Below are 15,377 nucleotides of genomic sequence, written 5' to 3'. Positions count from 1 at the left end.
GAAAACTTCCCAGACCCCTATGTTGCAATCAGCAAGACAACCCATAATCCCCTGGTTGATGATCCTGCTCGCGGTTGTCCTTGCCGGGATTCCGGTTTCGGTGAGTGGGAAGGAATCGCCCTCTCAGCCAATGTCTGCATACGAGATGGCGGAGAAGGCGGTGATCGACACGCTGTATTACCGTTTTGATCCGTGGTTCGACCGGTTCGCACACCGCATCCGCGAACTGGAATCGGAACCGCAAAGCATTCCCCATCAACTGGAACTCATGAAGTTGTATTTTTATTCCGCCGCTCTGCATGCAGAGCTCACGCACACCCTGTCCTTCACCGAAAGTTACCAGATAGAATCCATCCGGAAATCCTTTCAATCCAATTCGCAGAAGACCATCGATATCGCCAACAAACTGCTGGAACGCGAAAACCTGAAGCAGTCAGACCGAGCCGATGCGTTTTTCTTTCTCGGGGTGGCGGAAGGGTACGTGGCCCTTCTCGAGTATGGTGAAGGACACATCCTTTCGGCCCTGATCGACGGCCTGCGCGCCGACAATCATCTTGAAGACGCCCTCAGCCTCGATCCGCATCACGCCGACGCGCATGTGGGGCTAGGCGTATACCGCTACGGCAACACGCGGCTGGGGGGATTGGGCAACTTCATTCTGCAGGGGGGGCAGGACCTGCGACTGACGGGACTCAAGCACATCGAGCGTGCGCTGGAAAAGAAAATTCTGTCCCGGCCGCTGGCGCTCAAAACGCTCATCTGGTTTTACATTTCCGAGCAGATCAATCCGGCCAACGCAGGGCTTGCCGACAGCGATTCTTTATCACCCAAAACCGCACGCCGCCGGGCGCTGGAGTTGATGAACGAATATGAAACGCGTTATTTCACCGATGTCCCCATTGAAGACTTTCCCGGCAACAAGGGATTCGAAATGATGCTCGCCATCCAGGCGGTGCTGGACGGCGACTATCTTTCGGCGAAGAAGCATTTCACCATGGCGCTTGAAATCAGCCGGCACCTCATTGATCACCGTGGGCTCAAGGTCAATCCCAAGTATCTGGACACGGTGAAGGCGGGCATCGAGTTCTGCGACCTCATGTTGCTGGAGAACAAAGTCAACCTCGCCCGGAAACCCAATCCCCTGTGCACCGGGGTCATTCAGCAGATCCGGTTCATTGAAAAAGGCGGAAGCATGGTGGAATACCAGTCGGCGAAGATACGTCGGGAAATCCAGGATGTGTTTTACAACCGCCTGAAACGGATGTCCAAAGAACACGGTTGCTGAGCCAGCCTTCGCCGGGTCCCGTCTCCCAAATGTCTCCCATTTGTAAGGAAAAGCCTTACCTGACGACTCAACCGCACGATCCATATCCATTGCCGGCGTCTGGTATACTGAAGCGGTTTCAACACTTCTTTGAGAGCAGAGGGTGAAAAGCCAGGTATGAAAAAAAAGATCACACTGCTGCTGGTGTTTGCGTTGGCCATCGTCGCGTTTTATGTTTTCGATCTAGGCCGGTTTCTGTCGCTGGAAAGCCTGAAAACGCATCGCGACCAGTTGGATGCATTTTATAAAGCCAACACGTGGTCGATGATCCTGGGTTTCATCGCCGTATATATCGTGACCGTGGCTTTGAGTCTGCCCGGTGCGACCATCCTCACGCTCACTGCGGGGGCGATCTTCGGTGCCTGGACGGGGACTCTCATCGTCAACGTCGGGGCGACCGTTGGGGCGACGCTGGCGTTCCTGGTGGCGCGGTTCCTGCTTCAGGAATGGGTGGAAAAGAAATTCGGCGACCGCATCAAGACCTTCAATGACGGTTTTTCCAGCAACGCACTGGGATACATCCTGTTTTTGCGGCTGGTTCCGCTCTTTCCGTTTTTCCTCATCAACCTGGTCTCCGGACTGACGCGCGTTCGGCTCGGCACGTATTTCATCGGCACCATGTTCGGAATCATGCCAGGTTCCTTCGTCTACGCCAACGCCGGGGCGAACCTCGCCTCCATCGACAAGCTGGGCGACATCGCCTCGCCGGAAGTGCTGGGGTCGTTTGCCCTGCTCGGCCTGTTCGCCCTCATTCCAACACTCTACAAACAATTTAAAGGTAAAAAGAATCTGCCGCCGGAAGTGAAGGAAGCGGGAAGCGCCAACGACCCGTAAGGGGAGAGGTTTTTCTTTGTGACCGTTGTTTTAGCCTGAATGATTGTTCAGGTGCTCGCGGAAGGTGGCGAAGATGCTCTGGATGGGTGGGATGAGTTTCGTCTGGAGCTCATCGGGAACGAAATTGATCTTGCCCACCGGCCAGTGTTCCATTGCACGCACGTCGAGGCGGTAGGGCTGATAATGCATCTCCAGGGTCTGCTCGTATCCATAAATGAGCAGATACTGGTGCACCTTGTGGTACCAGTTCAGAATTTCGTCCGGTTCGGACAGGCCCTGGAGGAAGGCTTGAGTCATGTCTTTTATTAATCCCTCCGCGTGCTCGATGAAATCCGGATCGTGCGCCTGCTCCAGCGTTTTGTAAAGAATGATGATGTCCTGGAGCAGGTATTTGATCTGTTGAGGATCCTTGAGCGGCGGTTCGCGGTCACGGTTCAGGTTCTGCTTCAGTTCCTTCACCAGACGCAGGGTGTCGTAAATGATGGACTGCTCCCATGTCGCCGTGTTCCACACGAATATGGGCCTCACCCAGCGCACGGTTTCGGTGGCGTCTTCCATGTGCATGGTGATGTTGGGTTTGACCTTGTTGGTGTAGGGCAGGCGGCCGCCCCACATCTTGAGTTTGAGGTCCAGACCCTCCGGCATGAATGCCTGGCGAAGGGTGGTGGAATACACACCGACCAGTTTTTCCAGGTTTTCGTGTTCCTCCAGCGGACCGCCGGATGGCAGGTTGACGATGCAGTAATACCTCCAGATGCGCCGCTTGGATTTGCCGTTGGGTTCGGCGATGAGGTACGTACCGCCCCAGATCCCGGACGAAATGGGGATGTCCATTCCGTAACGGCTTTGCATGACGGCGGAAACCGTTTGGGCGACGTTGCCGTACAGTTCATTCAAATGATAGAGGTTGGTGTGCTGGTCCTCAGTGAAGACCGGGCCGGATGTTGGGGGAAGTTCCATGGGTACCTGTCAACTTGCGGATGAATCTGGAAAATGAAAACGAACTCGAAAATGGCAGAACGATTTCAGGTGCCGAAATTGTATTCTGATTCCGGAAAAAATTCAAAGCCTGCTTTTCCGATGTAGACCGTGCAGGGTATATAATGAACACATGCAGGCACAGAACCCGGACCACCCGAAAGGAGGGGATATGAAGATCGGATTTGTGGGATTGGGAAAGATGGGCGCGAACATGGTCCAGCGGCTGGTTTCCGCGGGACACGAGGTGGTGGCGCATGACCGTTCCGAGGAAAGGATGGCGTTTGCGGTCCGGCAGGGGGCGCAGGCCGCCGACTCCCTCAACACGCTGGTACAGCGATTGCCGGAGAGAAAGGCGGTGTGGATCATGGTGCCCGCCGGGACCCCGGTTTGGGAGACGGTGGACGTCCTGATGGAATTGCTCAATCCCAACGACATCATCATCGACGGCGGCAATTCCAACTGGCGGGATACGGGAAAGGTGGCGGAAAAAGTGCATGACCGCGGCATGCATTACATCGACTGCGGCACCAGCGGGGGTGTGTGGGGATTGAAGGAAGGCTACTGCCTGATGTACGGCGGCCATGATGAACCGTGCCGTTATATGGAACCCGTCTTCGAAGCGCTGGCTCCGGAGAACGGACACCTGCACGTGGGCGCCAGCGGTTCCGGCCATTTCGTCAAGATGGTGCACAACGGCATCGAGTACGGCATGATGCAGGCGTATGCCGAAGGCTTCGAGATCATGAACAACTCTCCCTTCGACATCGACCTCCATGCGGTGAGTGGGGTGTGGCAGAAGGGAAGCGTTGTGCGGTCCTGGTTGCTGGATCTGGCGGAGCGGGCATTGAGGGACGACCCGGACCTGTCGAAACTGGAGCCGTACGTGGAAGACAGTGGAGAAGGACGCTGGGCGGTGCAGGCGGCCATCGATTTCGATACCCCGGCACCTGTGATCACGCAGAGCCTGTTCGCGCGGTTTCAGTCGCGTCAGCAGAACTCGTTCGCCATGAAGCTCCTTGCCGCTCTTCGCAACCAGTTCGGCGGTCATGCGGTGAAAAATAAATAGGGGGTGAAGGATTGTTTCAGGCCGGGGTTTCCGTTTTATAATGAAACGGATTCCAGTCATCCCACAAACTTCAGTTCACACCTTTTCGCGGGCAGGGGGGTATGGTCAAACTCGATAACTGCATCCTCGTCATCTTCGGCGCCTCCGGCGACCTGACCCGGCGTAAACTTGTCCCGGGATTGTTCAATCTTTACCAGAAGGACATGCTTCCGGAAAAATTCGCCGTTCTGGGTGTCAGCCGCACCAAAATGACCGACGCCGCTTTCCGCAAATCCCTCGCGGAGGGCGTCGAGGACGCCGAAGAAAAACCCCATCCCGAAGACTTCCGTAAGTTCGCCAAGGCCCTGTATTACCAGTCCATCGATCCGGGAGAGTCCCGCGATTACGACAAGCTGGCAAAACGTCTGAAGAAACTGGACGAGAGCCTGGGTACCAACGGCAATTTCATCTACTACCTGTCCATTGCGCCGTCGATGTATGAAATCATCATCGAAAACCTGGGTGCGGCGGGTCTGCAAAAAGAGAAGAAACCCGATCAGGCCTACAAGCGCATCATCGTGGAAAAGCCGTTCGGCTACGACCTGGCCTCCGGACAGGTGCTCAACAAGAAACTGCTCAAGGTGTTCCGCGAGCCGCAGATTTTTCGCATCGACCATTACCTCGGCAAGGAAACCGTGCAGAACCTCCTCGTGTTCCGCTTTTCCAACGGCATCTTCGAGCCGCTGTGGAACCGAAACTTCGTCGACCATGTGGAGATCACCGCCGCGGAAACCGTGGGCATAGGCACACGCGGCCGGTATTACGACGCCTCCGGTGCCCTTCGCGACATGGTGCAGAACCACCTCCTGCAGATTCTCGGCATCATCGCCATGGAACCGCCGCCTTCGTTCGATTCGTTTTCCGTGCGCAACGAAACGGTGAAGGTGTTTCAATCCCTGAAACCCATTACAGAAAACAATGTGGAAGCGTCGGTTGTGCGGGGCCAGTACACGAAGTCGCAGATCAACGGACAGATCATTCCCGGGTACCGGGAAGAGGAGCACGTCGATCCCTTTTCGCGAACCGAAACATTCGTGGCGATGAAGGTGTTCATCGAAAACTGGCGGTGGGGCGGGGTTCCGTTTTTCATCCGTACCGGAAAACGCCTGCCCACGCGGGTGACGGAGGTGGTGATCCATTTCAAGAGCACGCCGCACATCCTGTTCCAGCACAAGGGCGAGCATGTCTCCGTACCCAACCAGCTCATCATCCGCATTCAGCCGGACGAGGGCATTCTGCTCAACTTCGGGATGAAGCGTCCGGGTGCCGGCTTTCACGTGGAGAAAGTCAACATGGACTTTCATTACTCCGACCTGGGTGACACGAGCCTGGCGGATGCCTACGAACGCCTGTTGCTGGACTGCATCCAGGGCGATCCCACGCTGTTTGCGCGTGGCGACGCGGTGGAATCCTGCTGGCGGTTCGTCGATCCCATTCTGAAACACTGGGCCTCCAAGCCGGACGAAGCCATCTACGGTTATCCCGCCGGAACATGGGGGCCCCGGCATGCCAATGCCCTCTTCTCCCTGGCCGGCATGGACTGGCATTACCCCTGCCGGAACCTGGTCGAAGACGGCCTGTTCTGCGAGCTGTAACCTTCCACATGAAAGATTCACAAATCCACTGGGTCGTACAAAAGGATGCGGAGACCACCGCTCACGCATTGGCCAAGGAGTGGGTGCGGCGCGCCGGCGTGGCGGCGTCCAACGGGTTGCCGTTTCGTATTGCGCTTCCCGGCGGTTCGACTCCGCGACGCCTGCTGGAGATCGTCGCGCATCCGGACAATGCGAAGGCCATCGACTGGTCCTGCGTGCACCTGTTCTGGGGGGATGAACGGTGCGTGCCGCCGGATCATGCGGAAAGCAATTACTGCATGGCGGACAAGACATTGATCCGGCACGTTCCTCTTCCCGATCCCAACATCCACCGCATGCGCGGCGAGGAGGACCCTCAAAATGAAACCCGGCGTTATGCGGAGGAACTCCGCCGCGCATTCGGAATTTCCGCGGATGCCGTGCCGCGTTTCGACTGGGTCCTGCTCGGCATGGGGGCGGACGGACACACGGCGTCGCTCTTTCCCGGTCAAACAGAAGTTCTGCAATGCCGCGAGCTGTGCGCCGTGGCCAGGCAACCGGAGAGCGGCCAGGCGCGCATCACGTTGACGCTTCCCGTGTTGAATACCGCTGCGTGCGTGTCGTTTCTGGTGACGGGAGAAAGTAAAGCGGAACGACTGGCGTCGGTGCACCACGCTCCCGACCGAAAGGAACGTTACCCCGCCGCGCTTGTGGACGCGGAGCGGGTGGAGTGGTGGGTGGATTCTGCTGCCGCCGGGAAGTTGGGATAGGACTGCGTTGGGGCGGAACCCGCCGCATCCGATCACATCACGTTGACATCGACCCGGTGAATGCCCGAAACGCCGGCGGGAAACGGGTTGCGGTGATCGTCGCGTTGGATGCCGCTGTACTGGTCCGCTGCGCGTACGGCGATGCGGTAGCGTCCGGAGTGTGGAAAGGTGACTGGATACGACCAGAACACCCACGAGTAAGGCGACAGCGGTTTTTCCAGCTTCGCCAGCGACCAGCTTTTTTCTCCGTCCAGCGACACCTGCACGTACTGGATACCCCGGTCGCCCGCAAACGCCACACCACGCAGAGTCGTGCGCCGGGCCTCCAGCCACTGCCCCTGTTGCGGGTGGTCGATGCGGCTGAATATCTTTACCTTGCCGCTTTGGGTCCAGTTGAGTTTCTGCCAGTATCCCGTGTGCGGTCCGTTCTGGATGTGGATTTCCTTCAGCCACTTCACCTGCTTGATCCCGTAATACCCCGGAACCAGCACGCGCAGCGGGAACCCGTGGTCGCGTGTCAGCGGTTTTCCGTTCATGCCGTGGACAAGAAGTGCACCGGGATGTCTGGCCGCACGCAGGGGCAGGCTGTCGTGGTAACCGTCTGCGCCTTTCAACACCATCGTGTCAGCGAGGAAATCCGGGTCGGCTTCTTCGATCAGTTGCGCGAGTGGCAAACCGGTCCATTTCGCATTCCCTATCGCGTAACCGCCAATGGGGTTGCCGATGCAGTTGAGTGTGATGATGCGCGTGACCGACGGGCGTTTCACGATATCGTCATAATCCAGGGACTGCGGTCTGGCAATGTCACCCTCGATGCGCAGGGTCCAATCAGACGCATCGCGCGGGAGCGAGTCCGGTGGGCCGGAGATGTCTTCCACGTAAAACCGTTTGACGGGTGTGATGGGAGGCAACTTGCCCGTGGGGCGGGCGATGTCCGGCGTCATTCCGGAGACATGCAGGACCGATCCCCGGTGCGCTTGAGAGTGCGTTGTACGCCACGGACGCGCCAGCGCGCGAAAGGGCGCAATCAGGCACAGCACGATTGACACCAGAACGAATCGTAAAAAAGCACTGCGGGTCATGGCGCGAAAGTCATCCCGGCGGGTTACTGGTAGTACTGCGCTTTCTTTTCGCCGAAGGGCACCAGCTTGAGCGAAGGCGTGCCTTCGTGGTCAAGGAAAACCTTGTACGTGTAACGTTCCGTGGCTCCGCTTTCCCAGTAAATGAACAACTGGCCGTTGGCGGCGGAGTAGCGTCCGGTCGTTACATTCGGGCTTCCTTCCGAATGCGCGTTCACGCCGAGCCCCGTGGTGTTGCCGTCCACACGTGTTTTTGATGAATACAGCACCGTGCCGTCCTGTTGAAACGTCCAGGTGACCGTCGAATTGGCGAATACGGAGGCTCCAATGCCTACACTGCCTTCGGTGGTGCTTTTCGACCATCTGCGGAGCAGCGCGGAGTCGATCGAAGGCGGTGTGGACGCGAGGCTGGCGAACACCTTGCGCGCCGTGTTTTCGAGGCCGCGTTTGCTGTTTTGCGGAGCAAGGTGAATCATGTAGATTCCCTGGTCCTGGTGGATGGTGAGGAACACCACATGCCTGTGCGTCACGCCGGCAGGGAGCTTGCCCTCGAACGTCATCACCGTTGCCGCACCGAGTTTGGTGGTGAACGCCTTCGGCTGGTCGGAGCGTTTCATGCCGGGGAAATTGGTGGTCCAGATCTGGTCGAAGAACTGCGCCACGCGCGGGTCCCTGGGGTCGGTGATGCCTTCCGCGGCAACGCTCTGGAACAGCAGGAACTCTTCCGGGATGCCCTGCGGGTTGAACTGCACCGGCTGCGGGATGACATAGATACCGGATTCGTCCTCTTTCAGCAGCCAGTCTCCGGGATAGTCGAACTGGATTCCGGCGGGATGCTTGAAGGTTTTCCAGCTCTCCGCCTGTGCGGAAACCGCGAAAGAGGTCAGGATAAACAGGGTCGCTGCCAGCGACCAGATACAAAACGGGGTGGGCCGGATTGGATTCCGCATGATCTCTCCTTGGAGAAAAACTCCTGCGCCCCTTTGCAAACCGGACCGGGGCGGGAAGCGTCCTTGCGGGACGGTGGGTAATCGATTTGGGTCAACCGCAACAGGAATCGTCGCCGCTGTCCTCCACCTGTTCGGTTTCCGGGTCGATGATGTTGAACAGGCCGCGGTAGGGCCCGTGACTCAATACCTCTCCCAGTTCTTCCTTGATTTCCACCGCGCGGCCAACCGGAAACGTGATGCCCTCGCAGGTGACCTCGTTGAACGGTCCGGCGTAAATGGCCAGTACGTTGCCGCTGCAACAGGACTCCTCGATGTTCAATGGCTTGTAACCGGCGAGCAGGTATGAATAAAACCGGATGCCTTCAACCTCTTTCCACAGGTAATCCTTGGTGACCAGGAATCCGTGGAACCCCGCCTGGCGGGCATAGTCGAGAAACTCGTCGAGGGTGAGCGCACCGGAAACGCACTCGCCCCACAGCTCGCGGTTCTCACGCATGGCGGCCGGGACGGGCTGGTCGGAGACAATGTCGGCGATGACGAAGCGCCCTCCCGGTTTCAGGATGCGGCGGATTTCCTGAAACACGTCACGCTTGCTGGGTGACAGGTTGACCACGCAGTTGGAAGTGATCACGTCGGCGCGGTTGTCCTCCACGGGTATCGCTTCCAGAAAGCCGTGGTGGAATTCCAGGTTGTTGTAGCCCAGGTTTTCCGCCACGCGGCCGGCGTTTTTGCGGGCGACGTTCAGCATCTCTTCGGTCATGTCGACGCCAATGACGCGGCCCGTTTCGCCGACGCCCCGGGCGGCGATGAAGCAGTCGATGCCGCCGCCGCAACCGAGGTCCACCATGGTTTCACCGGGCTGGATGTCGGCGCGGCTCACCGGGCTGCCGCATCCGTAGGAAATGCCCAGCACCTCTTCCGGAATGTGGGAGAGGTCGCCGGGGTCGTACTTGACCGGGCAACACAGGTTTTCCTGGGTGGTCGCCGCGGCTTTGGAGTAAAACTCGCGCACATCGTCGTGGGAGATTTTCGCTTCCGTGTCCATTTCCGATCGCCGTTCGTTCATTCGGATCATCCTTTCCAAATTGAGCCGGGGTTTTCGCCTTCGCTCACAGTCCCTGGTGTTTTTTTAATGCAGCCTTGAGGCTTTCCCGGCAGTCATCGGACATTGTGACCTGCGGGCCCAATGGTGTGTCCTCCCGTCCCAACCCCCGAGCCAGCACCCGCACGGTGTTCAGTTGGCGCTGGTACGCGCGGCACATCCTGCAAAGAGACAGGTGCAAGGCCACACGCAGCCGCTTGGGCAGGGGCAGGGTGTGATCCATCATCTCCGAAATGAGCGGAGAGGTGTCTTCACACCGCAATTTCATGAATCGCATCAAGGTACTCATTCAATGGCATTCCAAAAAAAGGCAGTCATCCTGCTGCCGGGTTCACCGCCTAAAGTGGGTTTCCAGGCACTTTTTCAACTGGTTCCGGGCCCGGTGCAGAATCACCCACAGGTTGGTCGGCTTGATCCCCATTTCCTTGCAGATATCCTCTGACGACATTCCCTCAATTTCTTTCATAACAAAGATGTCACGGAACTTGTCGGACAGCCCGCCCATGCAGTGGTTGAGTGCTTCCAGAAGCTGGGTGTTCTCCACCGCTTTTTCCGGATTGATTTCCCAGTTTCGCGGCGGCGAAATCCAATGCCCGGTTTCATTATAGGCGTTTTCATACGGATCGGCATCGTCATCAGGGGTCAACTCGTAAGTCCGTTGACTTTTCTGACTGCGGAAGTGGTCCATGATCTTGTGCTTGAGAATGCCGAACAGCCAGCTTTTTTCCGACGATTTTCCGGCAAAAGTGTGTTGTGCCTGGAGGGCTGCAAGCAGGGTGGTCTGGATGATGTCGTGAGCGATCATCGGGTCCTTTACCCGGACAAGGGTAAAGCGGTACATGGTATCGCCGTACCTGTCCACCCATTGTTCGCTGTCGATATTCGGTTTGCTATCCACGCCACCTCATGCTGCCGTTTACGCTCCAAGTTGACTTCGATCCGCCGGATTTCCTATACTGCCGGTATGGACAAGACCTTCGACACAGCCGAATGCGCGCGCATTCTGAAATCCCTGGGCGAAGAATCCCGCCTCAAAATCGTCCAGTTGTTATTGCAGGGAGAATGCAATGTTTCGAAGGTGGTGCAGTCGCTCAACATGGCCCAACCCCAGGTCTCGCATCACCTTGCCATCCTGCGCGGGTGCGGCCTGGTGAGCACCCGCAGGGAAGGCAACCGCATCATCAATTTCATCGATCCCGAAGTCCGTTCCATGTTGAAAAAAAATGAACTGGGGCTGGACCTGGGATGCTGTTCGATCACCTTCGAATAGGATTCCCTTGCCGCTTTCACAGCAGGAATACGCATTATACCCGCCTACATGCTCATGAACCAAACCTAAAAGGTCTTGTTGCTTTCCGATTCGGTCTGGGTCGCTCCCGCATACAGCCGTTTGTACAGATCGTGGTTTCGCGACACAAGCTTGACGTACTTGCGTGTTTCGGGGTAGGGAATGGATTCGATGAATGCGTCGTGATCGTCCAAATCGCCAAACCGTTTCCTCCAGGCATCCAGCACGTGAGGCCCGGCATTGTATGCGATGAGGATGTGAATGCGGTTCCCGGCGTGTTCCTGCATGAGGTGGCTCAAGTAACGCACACCGAGGCGAATGTTCAGGTTGGGATCGAACAGCTCCTCGATGTCCAGGTCTTCGGCATTTCCCGCCTGCCGGTGCATGCGTGAGGCCGTCTTCGGCATCAATTGCATGAGCCCCCGTGCTCCGGCCGGGGAAACCGACCACCGGTCATACAGGCTTTCCTGCCGCATGAGGCTGATGACCAGCAACGGATCCACTTCAAAGGACTGGGCCCAGTTGCGCACTTTCTGAAAGTAGGCGGGAGGATAATAATTCTTCCAGAACGCCTCCGGCAGTTCCTTTTCCCCGTGGCGCGATTTGAAGCTGCGGTACAAACCGAGCACGCGCTGCGAATCGGAAAACGCGTGTGCGCGGTTGAACCAGTGCGACAGCCACATCACTCCCTCGAAGTTCTTGCGCACCGAACCGGCGACCTCGCGTAATTCCTCGCGGGCCCGGCGGTGAAAGCCGAGCTCGATCAATTCCAGTGCGCGGGAAAAATGCAACCATTCGCCGTCGTCCAGCGGCCGGCCGGGATTGCCCTGAGAATCGGTTTCCGGGGCCAGACCGGTCTGCACCACCGGAGTCACGGCAACCTGGGTCAAGGTATGGGGATCGGTCCCTGCGTCCAGTTTGTTTTGTGCCTGCAGGCCGTAATAGGTGTAGGGGTACTGGCGTGCCAGGTCCTCGTAAACCCGCCGGACCTCGTCCGTTTTGTTCTGTTTCTCCAAAGACTTTGCCAGCCAGAAGGCATTCTTGTCGGCAAAGTCCCCTTCCGGAAGCCGCTGGAGGTTGGTGCGGAACTGGTCTGCCGCCGCTTCCCAGCGTTCGGTGCGGTAATGAACCCAGCCGATCTGCCACGCCGCCTGCTGGCCGAACTCGGTTTTCTCATGGTTCTTTACAAGCGTACCGTAGGCCGTCAACGCGGCCTCCTCGTTTTTCGCTTCTTCATGAATTTTCCCGACGATGAATGCCGCCTCGGTTTTCAGGTCCCGCCGCCCGGCGGTTTTCACCACTTTTTGAAAATGCTCCAGCGCCGCATCCCGGTTGCCCAGGTTCCACAGGTTGCGCCCGACGATGAACGCCGCCTTCGGTACCTTGTCGTGCAGGGGGTAACGACGCATGAACTCGTTCAGCACCTCGTTTGCCGCGGCGCGGTCACGCAGTCCCTGGTGGGCGTCGGCAAGAATGAAATAAAAACGGCCGGGCAGGATGCGACTGGAAGCGTCCATCAGGGACCGCACTTCATGAATGACGGTTTCGAACCGCGCCTGACCGAGCAGTTTGCGCAGCCGGCGCGAACGTTCGCGTAGAGACAGCGGTTTTGGCGTGACGCTTTCGTTTGCAGTAAGGCGGGCCAGTGCGGCTTCGGCATCCTCCGCTTTGGGATGATCGGGATAGACTGCGTACAACGTACGCCAGGCATCGTATTCCCCTTGCTGGTCGCCGGTTTTTTCGTACAAGGTGATCTGTTGAGTCACGATGTCCGGAAGGGTTTCCATGTAATCTTCCATGCTGACGCGGGAGCGGATCAGCCGATACGCTTCCTTCAGGTGGCGCAGCGCGGGTTCGGGATGATTTTGCAGGCGATGAATGTCCGCTTTCAACAGGTGCACGCGCGGCAGCAAGAGTGAAGAGGGAATACGCACCGCCAGGCGATCCAGTTCCGCCAGCGCTTCCGCGTATTGGCCCAGCGCGGTCTGGGAGCGGGCACGCTGATAGCGGATGTCGTCTTCCACCTCCGGGTACAGGGTGAGGCTTTTATCAAAGAACTTGAGCGCCTGTTTGTGGTCCAGGCGGTTTGAATGAACGCGGGCGAGGAGGTAGGTGACGCGTTTGCGGGTGACGGTATCCAGTGTTTGCTGTTCGAGCGGCTGGAGGATTTGGAGCGCCTGGTCCCACTTTCCGGATTGCACCATTTCCACCGCCTGGCGGTATTCCTCCTGTACCTCGCCGGCCTTCACGTTCCCGGGCAACAGGGTCAAGCAGAAAGCCAGGAGCAGTGCCACGGTGCTGGGCAGGAGGCGCAGAACTTTTTCCGCCAGGGTGGAACCCGTGTCCGCAGCGTGGACCGGGACGGGGCGGGTGGCCTCCATTTTTTTGAACCAGGTGATCTGCCGTTTGGCGAAATGGCGCGTCTCCCGCTGGATTTCATAGCACGCCCGATCGAGGGAAATGGCGCCTTCAAGGTGACGCACCATTTGCGCGTAGCCAATGGATGAAAACGGTTTCCATTCCTTTTTGTAACCCCGTTCCATGAGCTGTTCGACCTCCTCTTTCAATCCGTCGTCGATCATTCTTTCGACCCGGTGATTGATGTGGGTGTACAGGTCCTGCCTCTCCCGTTCCAGAAGAAACAGGTGGATGTCGAAATTGTATCCGGGTTCTTTATTGTCCATGTCGGTCTGGTGAAAGGAGGACAGGCGCCGCCCGCTTTGGCGGAAAACGGTGAGCGCGCGTTCGATTCGGATGGGGTCGTTGGGTTCGATCTGGGCCGCGTATTCGGGATCGACCTTTTTCAACTCATCGTGCAGGGCGGCCGGGCCGCGCTGTTCGATTTCGCGTTGGACCTGTCTGCGGACTTCGGGATCCGGCTGCACGGCGCACTCGTAGTTTTCGATGAAAGTTTTCAGGTACAACCCGGTGCCGCCCACCATGACGGGGATCCTGTTGCGCGCGAGGATATCCCGTACCACTTCCTGCGCCCGCTGTTTGAAGTCAAATGCGGTGAATGGCTCGTGCGGGTCGAGAATGTCGATCAGGTGATGAGGAACACGCGAGCGGACTTCATGAGACGGCTTGGCGGTGCCGATGTCGAAGTGGCGGTACACCTGCATGGAGTCGGCACTGACGATTTCCACATCCATGTGACCGGCCAGAGCGAGCGCCGTATCACTTTTCCCGGAGGCGGTGGGACCGGCCAGAATAATCAAAGCGTTCATAAATGGCCTGCATCGGCCCGGTGTACGAGCCGTCGGGGTTGTACATGACCAGCGTCTGGTCTTCGCACCGGCCGCAGAGTTCCGCTTGCGTCGCCTCCATGATCAGGATGCGCGGCTCGGTGTCGTGATGTCCATGAACGGTGAGGCGTCGCCGGGGGACGAGTCCGTTGCGTTTCAGTTCGGTCACCCATTCATCCCGCCGAAGCGGCGGGTAGGCCAGCACCAGTTTGCCATGCGGTTTCAATAGCGGCGCGGCGGCGGCGATGAGAGCGGGCAAAGAGAGTTTCAGTTCATGGCGGGCAATGGCTTTTTCCGGATCCGGATTGATACGGCCGCTGTTGCGCTTGCGGTAGGGCGGGTTGCTGACGATCCAGTCGAACGACGACGGAGGATGATCCCTCGCCATTTCCAGAAAATCCGCGTGTTGAATGCGTATGCCTGCCCGGCCACTCTGCGCCACGTTGCGAATGGCTATGCGAACCAGTGATTCCTGGATCTCGACACCGGTGATATCTATTTTCGGTTCGCGTGTGGTGAGGAGCAGAGGCAGGATGCCGCATCCGGTTCCCACTTCCAGCACGCGCTGAGCCGGTTCAGGATCTACGAAATGCGCCAGCAGAAACGGTTCCACCGAATAACGGTAACCTGTTGGATTTTGCTCGATTGATAGGGAATGGGGCATCGGACTGTGGCACCAGGGTCGTTTTTAAACGGCTCCAGTCTATCCCAAAGCGACCTTTCCGGCAAGGTTCCGTGCCTCTGATTGAGATCGATCTTATTGTTTTTTAACGTGCATTCTGTTATACTTTATTTACACACTTGTTGTAAATCAAATAAACGGATTCTCTTAATATATAGGAGGGGGACCCTTGGACGGCATCATTACTGAACAGTCGATCATGGGCGCGGTCATCATGCTTCTGGGAATCGGCCTTTTGAACTTGTGCAACCGGATTGAACACAAGGAATACATGGCCCGCACCGATCCCCGCGAAAAATGGGGGTTCCTGGATGGTCAAAAGAAAGATGAGATGAAAAAGCGCTCGATCCGCGGCACACTCATGGCCCTGGCGGGAGCGGGTTTTTCACTTTGGGGATTCGTCATTCTGGTCATCCATTTCTCCTCGTTGGAGTGACCTTGAT

Annotated in this window: 15 protein-coding genes; 7 read left to right on the top strand and 8 right to left on the bottom strand. The window is 57.7% G+C overall.

What is annotated here, in order from left to right:
- Positions 1–130 precede the first annotated feature (130 nt).
- Complete coding sequence (locus tag ACTRW9_RS08515) at positions 131–1,285, top strand: hypothetical protein (RefSeq protein ID WP_442427379.1); 1,155 nt, start codon at positions 131–133, stop codon at positions 1,283–1,285.
- Positions 1,286–1,441: 156 nt separating this feature from the next.
- Positions 1,442–2,158, top strand: a complete 717-nt coding sequence (locus ACTRW9_RS08510) for a TVP38/TMEM64 family protein (protein WP_442427378.1) — start codon at positions 1,442–1,444, stop codon at positions 2,156–2,158.
- Positions 2,159–2,188: 30 nt separating this feature from the next.
- Here the strand turns inward: ACTRW9_RS08510 and ACTRW9_RS08505 are convergent, their stop codons facing one another.
- Complete coding sequence (locus ACTRW9_RS08505) at positions 2,189–3,118, bottom strand: hypothetical protein (protein WP_442429016.1); 930 nt, start codon at positions 3,116–3,118, stop codon at positions 2,189–2,191.
- Between the two features lie 190 nt (positions 3,119–3,308).
- Between ACTRW9_RS08505 and gnd the strand changes: the two genes are divergently transcribed.
- The 3 genes from gnd to pgl all read left to right on the top strand — a co-directional run bounded on the left by gnd (position 3,309) and on the right by pgl (position 6,588).
- Positions 3,309–4,205 (top strand): phosphogluconate dehydrogenase (NAD(+)-dependent, decarboxylating), encoded by an 897-nt coding sequence (gnd, locus tag ACTRW9_RS08500; protein ID WP_442429015.1) that lies wholly within the window; start codon positions 3,309–3,311, stop codon positions 4,203–4,205.
- Between the two features lie 101 nt (positions 4,206–4,306).
- On the top strand, positions 4,307–5,839 hold the full coding sequence (gene zwf, locus ACTRW9_RS08495; RefSeq protein WP_442429014.1) for a glucose-6-phosphate dehydrogenase: 1,533 nt from the start codon (positions 4,307–4,309) through the stop codon (positions 5,837–5,839).
- Positions 5,840–5,847: 8 nt separating this feature from the next.
- Positions 5,848–6,588, top strand: a complete 741-nt coding sequence (gene pgl, locus ACTRW9_RS08490; protein WP_442429013.1) for a 6-phosphogluconolactonase — start codon at positions 5,848–5,850, stop codon at positions 6,586–6,588.
- Between the two features lie 32 nt (positions 6,589–6,620).
- Here the strand turns inward: pgl and ACTRW9_RS08485 are convergent, their stop codons facing one another.
- The 5 genes from ACTRW9_RS08485 to ACTRW9_RS08465 form a co-directional block, all read right to left on the bottom strand.
- Complete coding sequence (locus ACTRW9_RS08485) at positions 6,621–7,670, bottom strand: molybdopterin-dependent oxidoreductase (protein WP_442429012.1); 1,050 nt, start codon at positions 7,668–7,670, stop codon at positions 6,621–6,623.
- A gap of 23 nt (positions 7,671–7,693) precedes the next feature.
- Positions 7,694–8,617: a hypothetical protein gene (locus tag ACTRW9_RS08480; RefSeq protein WP_442429011.1), complete on the bottom strand. Its 924-nt coding sequence runs from the start codon at positions 8,615–8,617 to the stop codon at positions 7,694–7,696.
- Between the two features lie 91 nt (positions 8,618–8,708).
- The gene (locus ACTRW9_RS08475; protein ID WP_442429010.1) at positions 8,709–9,683 is read right to left on the bottom strand and encodes a methyltransferase domain-containing protein; all 975 of its coding nucleotides are present in this window, start codon (positions 9,681–9,683) and stop codon (positions 8,709–8,711) included.
- Between the two features lie 43 nt (positions 9,684–9,726).
- Positions 9,727–9,996 carry a hypothetical protein gene (locus ACTRW9_RS08470; RefSeq protein ID WP_442429009.1) on the bottom strand — a complete coding sequence of 90 codons (270 nt, stop codon included), beginning with the start codon at positions 9,994–9,996 and terminating at the stop codon, positions 9,727–9,729.
- A 54-nt stretch (positions 9,997–10,050) separates the two neighbouring features.
- A complete protein-coding gene (locus tag ACTRW9_RS08465; RefSeq protein WP_442427369.1) occupies positions 10,051–10,617 on the bottom strand; it encodes a sigma-70 family RNA polymerase sigma factor in 567 nt (188 codons plus the stop codon).
- Between the two features lie 66 nt (positions 10,618–10,683).
- Between ACTRW9_RS08465 and ACTRW9_RS08460 the strand changes: the two genes are divergently transcribed.
- Entirely contained in the window at positions 10,684–10,989 is a 306-nt protein-coding gene (locus tag ACTRW9_RS08460) for an ArsR/SmtB family transcription factor (protein ID WP_442427368.1), read from the top strand.
- Between the two features lie 65 nt (positions 10,990–11,054).
- Here the strand turns inward: ACTRW9_RS08460 and miaA are convergent, their stop codons facing one another.
- Together miaA and ACTRW9_RS08450 are read right to left on the bottom strand one after the other, a co-directional pair.
- Positions 11,055–14,234, bottom strand: a complete 3,180-nt coding sequence (miaA, locus tag ACTRW9_RS08455) for a tRNA (adenosine(37)-N6)-dimethylallyltransferase MiaA (protein ID WP_442429008.1) — start codon at positions 14,232–14,234, stop codon at positions 11,055–11,057.
- On the bottom strand, positions 14,185–14,916 hold the full coding sequence (locus ACTRW9_RS08450; RefSeq protein ID WP_442429007.1) for a tRNA1(Val) (adenine(37)-N6)-methyltransferase: 732 nt from the start codon (positions 14,914–14,916) through the stop codon (positions 14,185–14,187). Before ACTRW9_RS08450 ends, miaA begins: the two co-directional genes overlap by 50 nt.
- A gap of 187 nt (positions 14,917–15,103) precedes the next feature.
- Between ACTRW9_RS08450 and ACTRW9_RS08445 the strand changes: the two genes are divergently transcribed.
- The gene (locus tag ACTRW9_RS08445) at positions 15,104–15,370 is read left to right on the top strand and encodes a hypothetical protein (protein WP_005005332.1); all 267 of its coding nucleotides are present in this window, start codon (positions 15,104–15,106) and stop codon (positions 15,368–15,370) included.
- The last annotated feature ends 7 nt before the right edge of the window (positions 15,371–15,377 follow it).

It is taken from the genome of Nitrospina sp. 32_T5, assembly GCF_052156635.1.
GTDB lineage: Bacteria > Nitrospinota > Nitrospinia > Nitrospinales > Nitrospinaceae > Nitrospina.
Note: the sequence above shows the minus strand (reverse complement) of the source record. Positions and strands in the feature narration are given on the sequence as shown.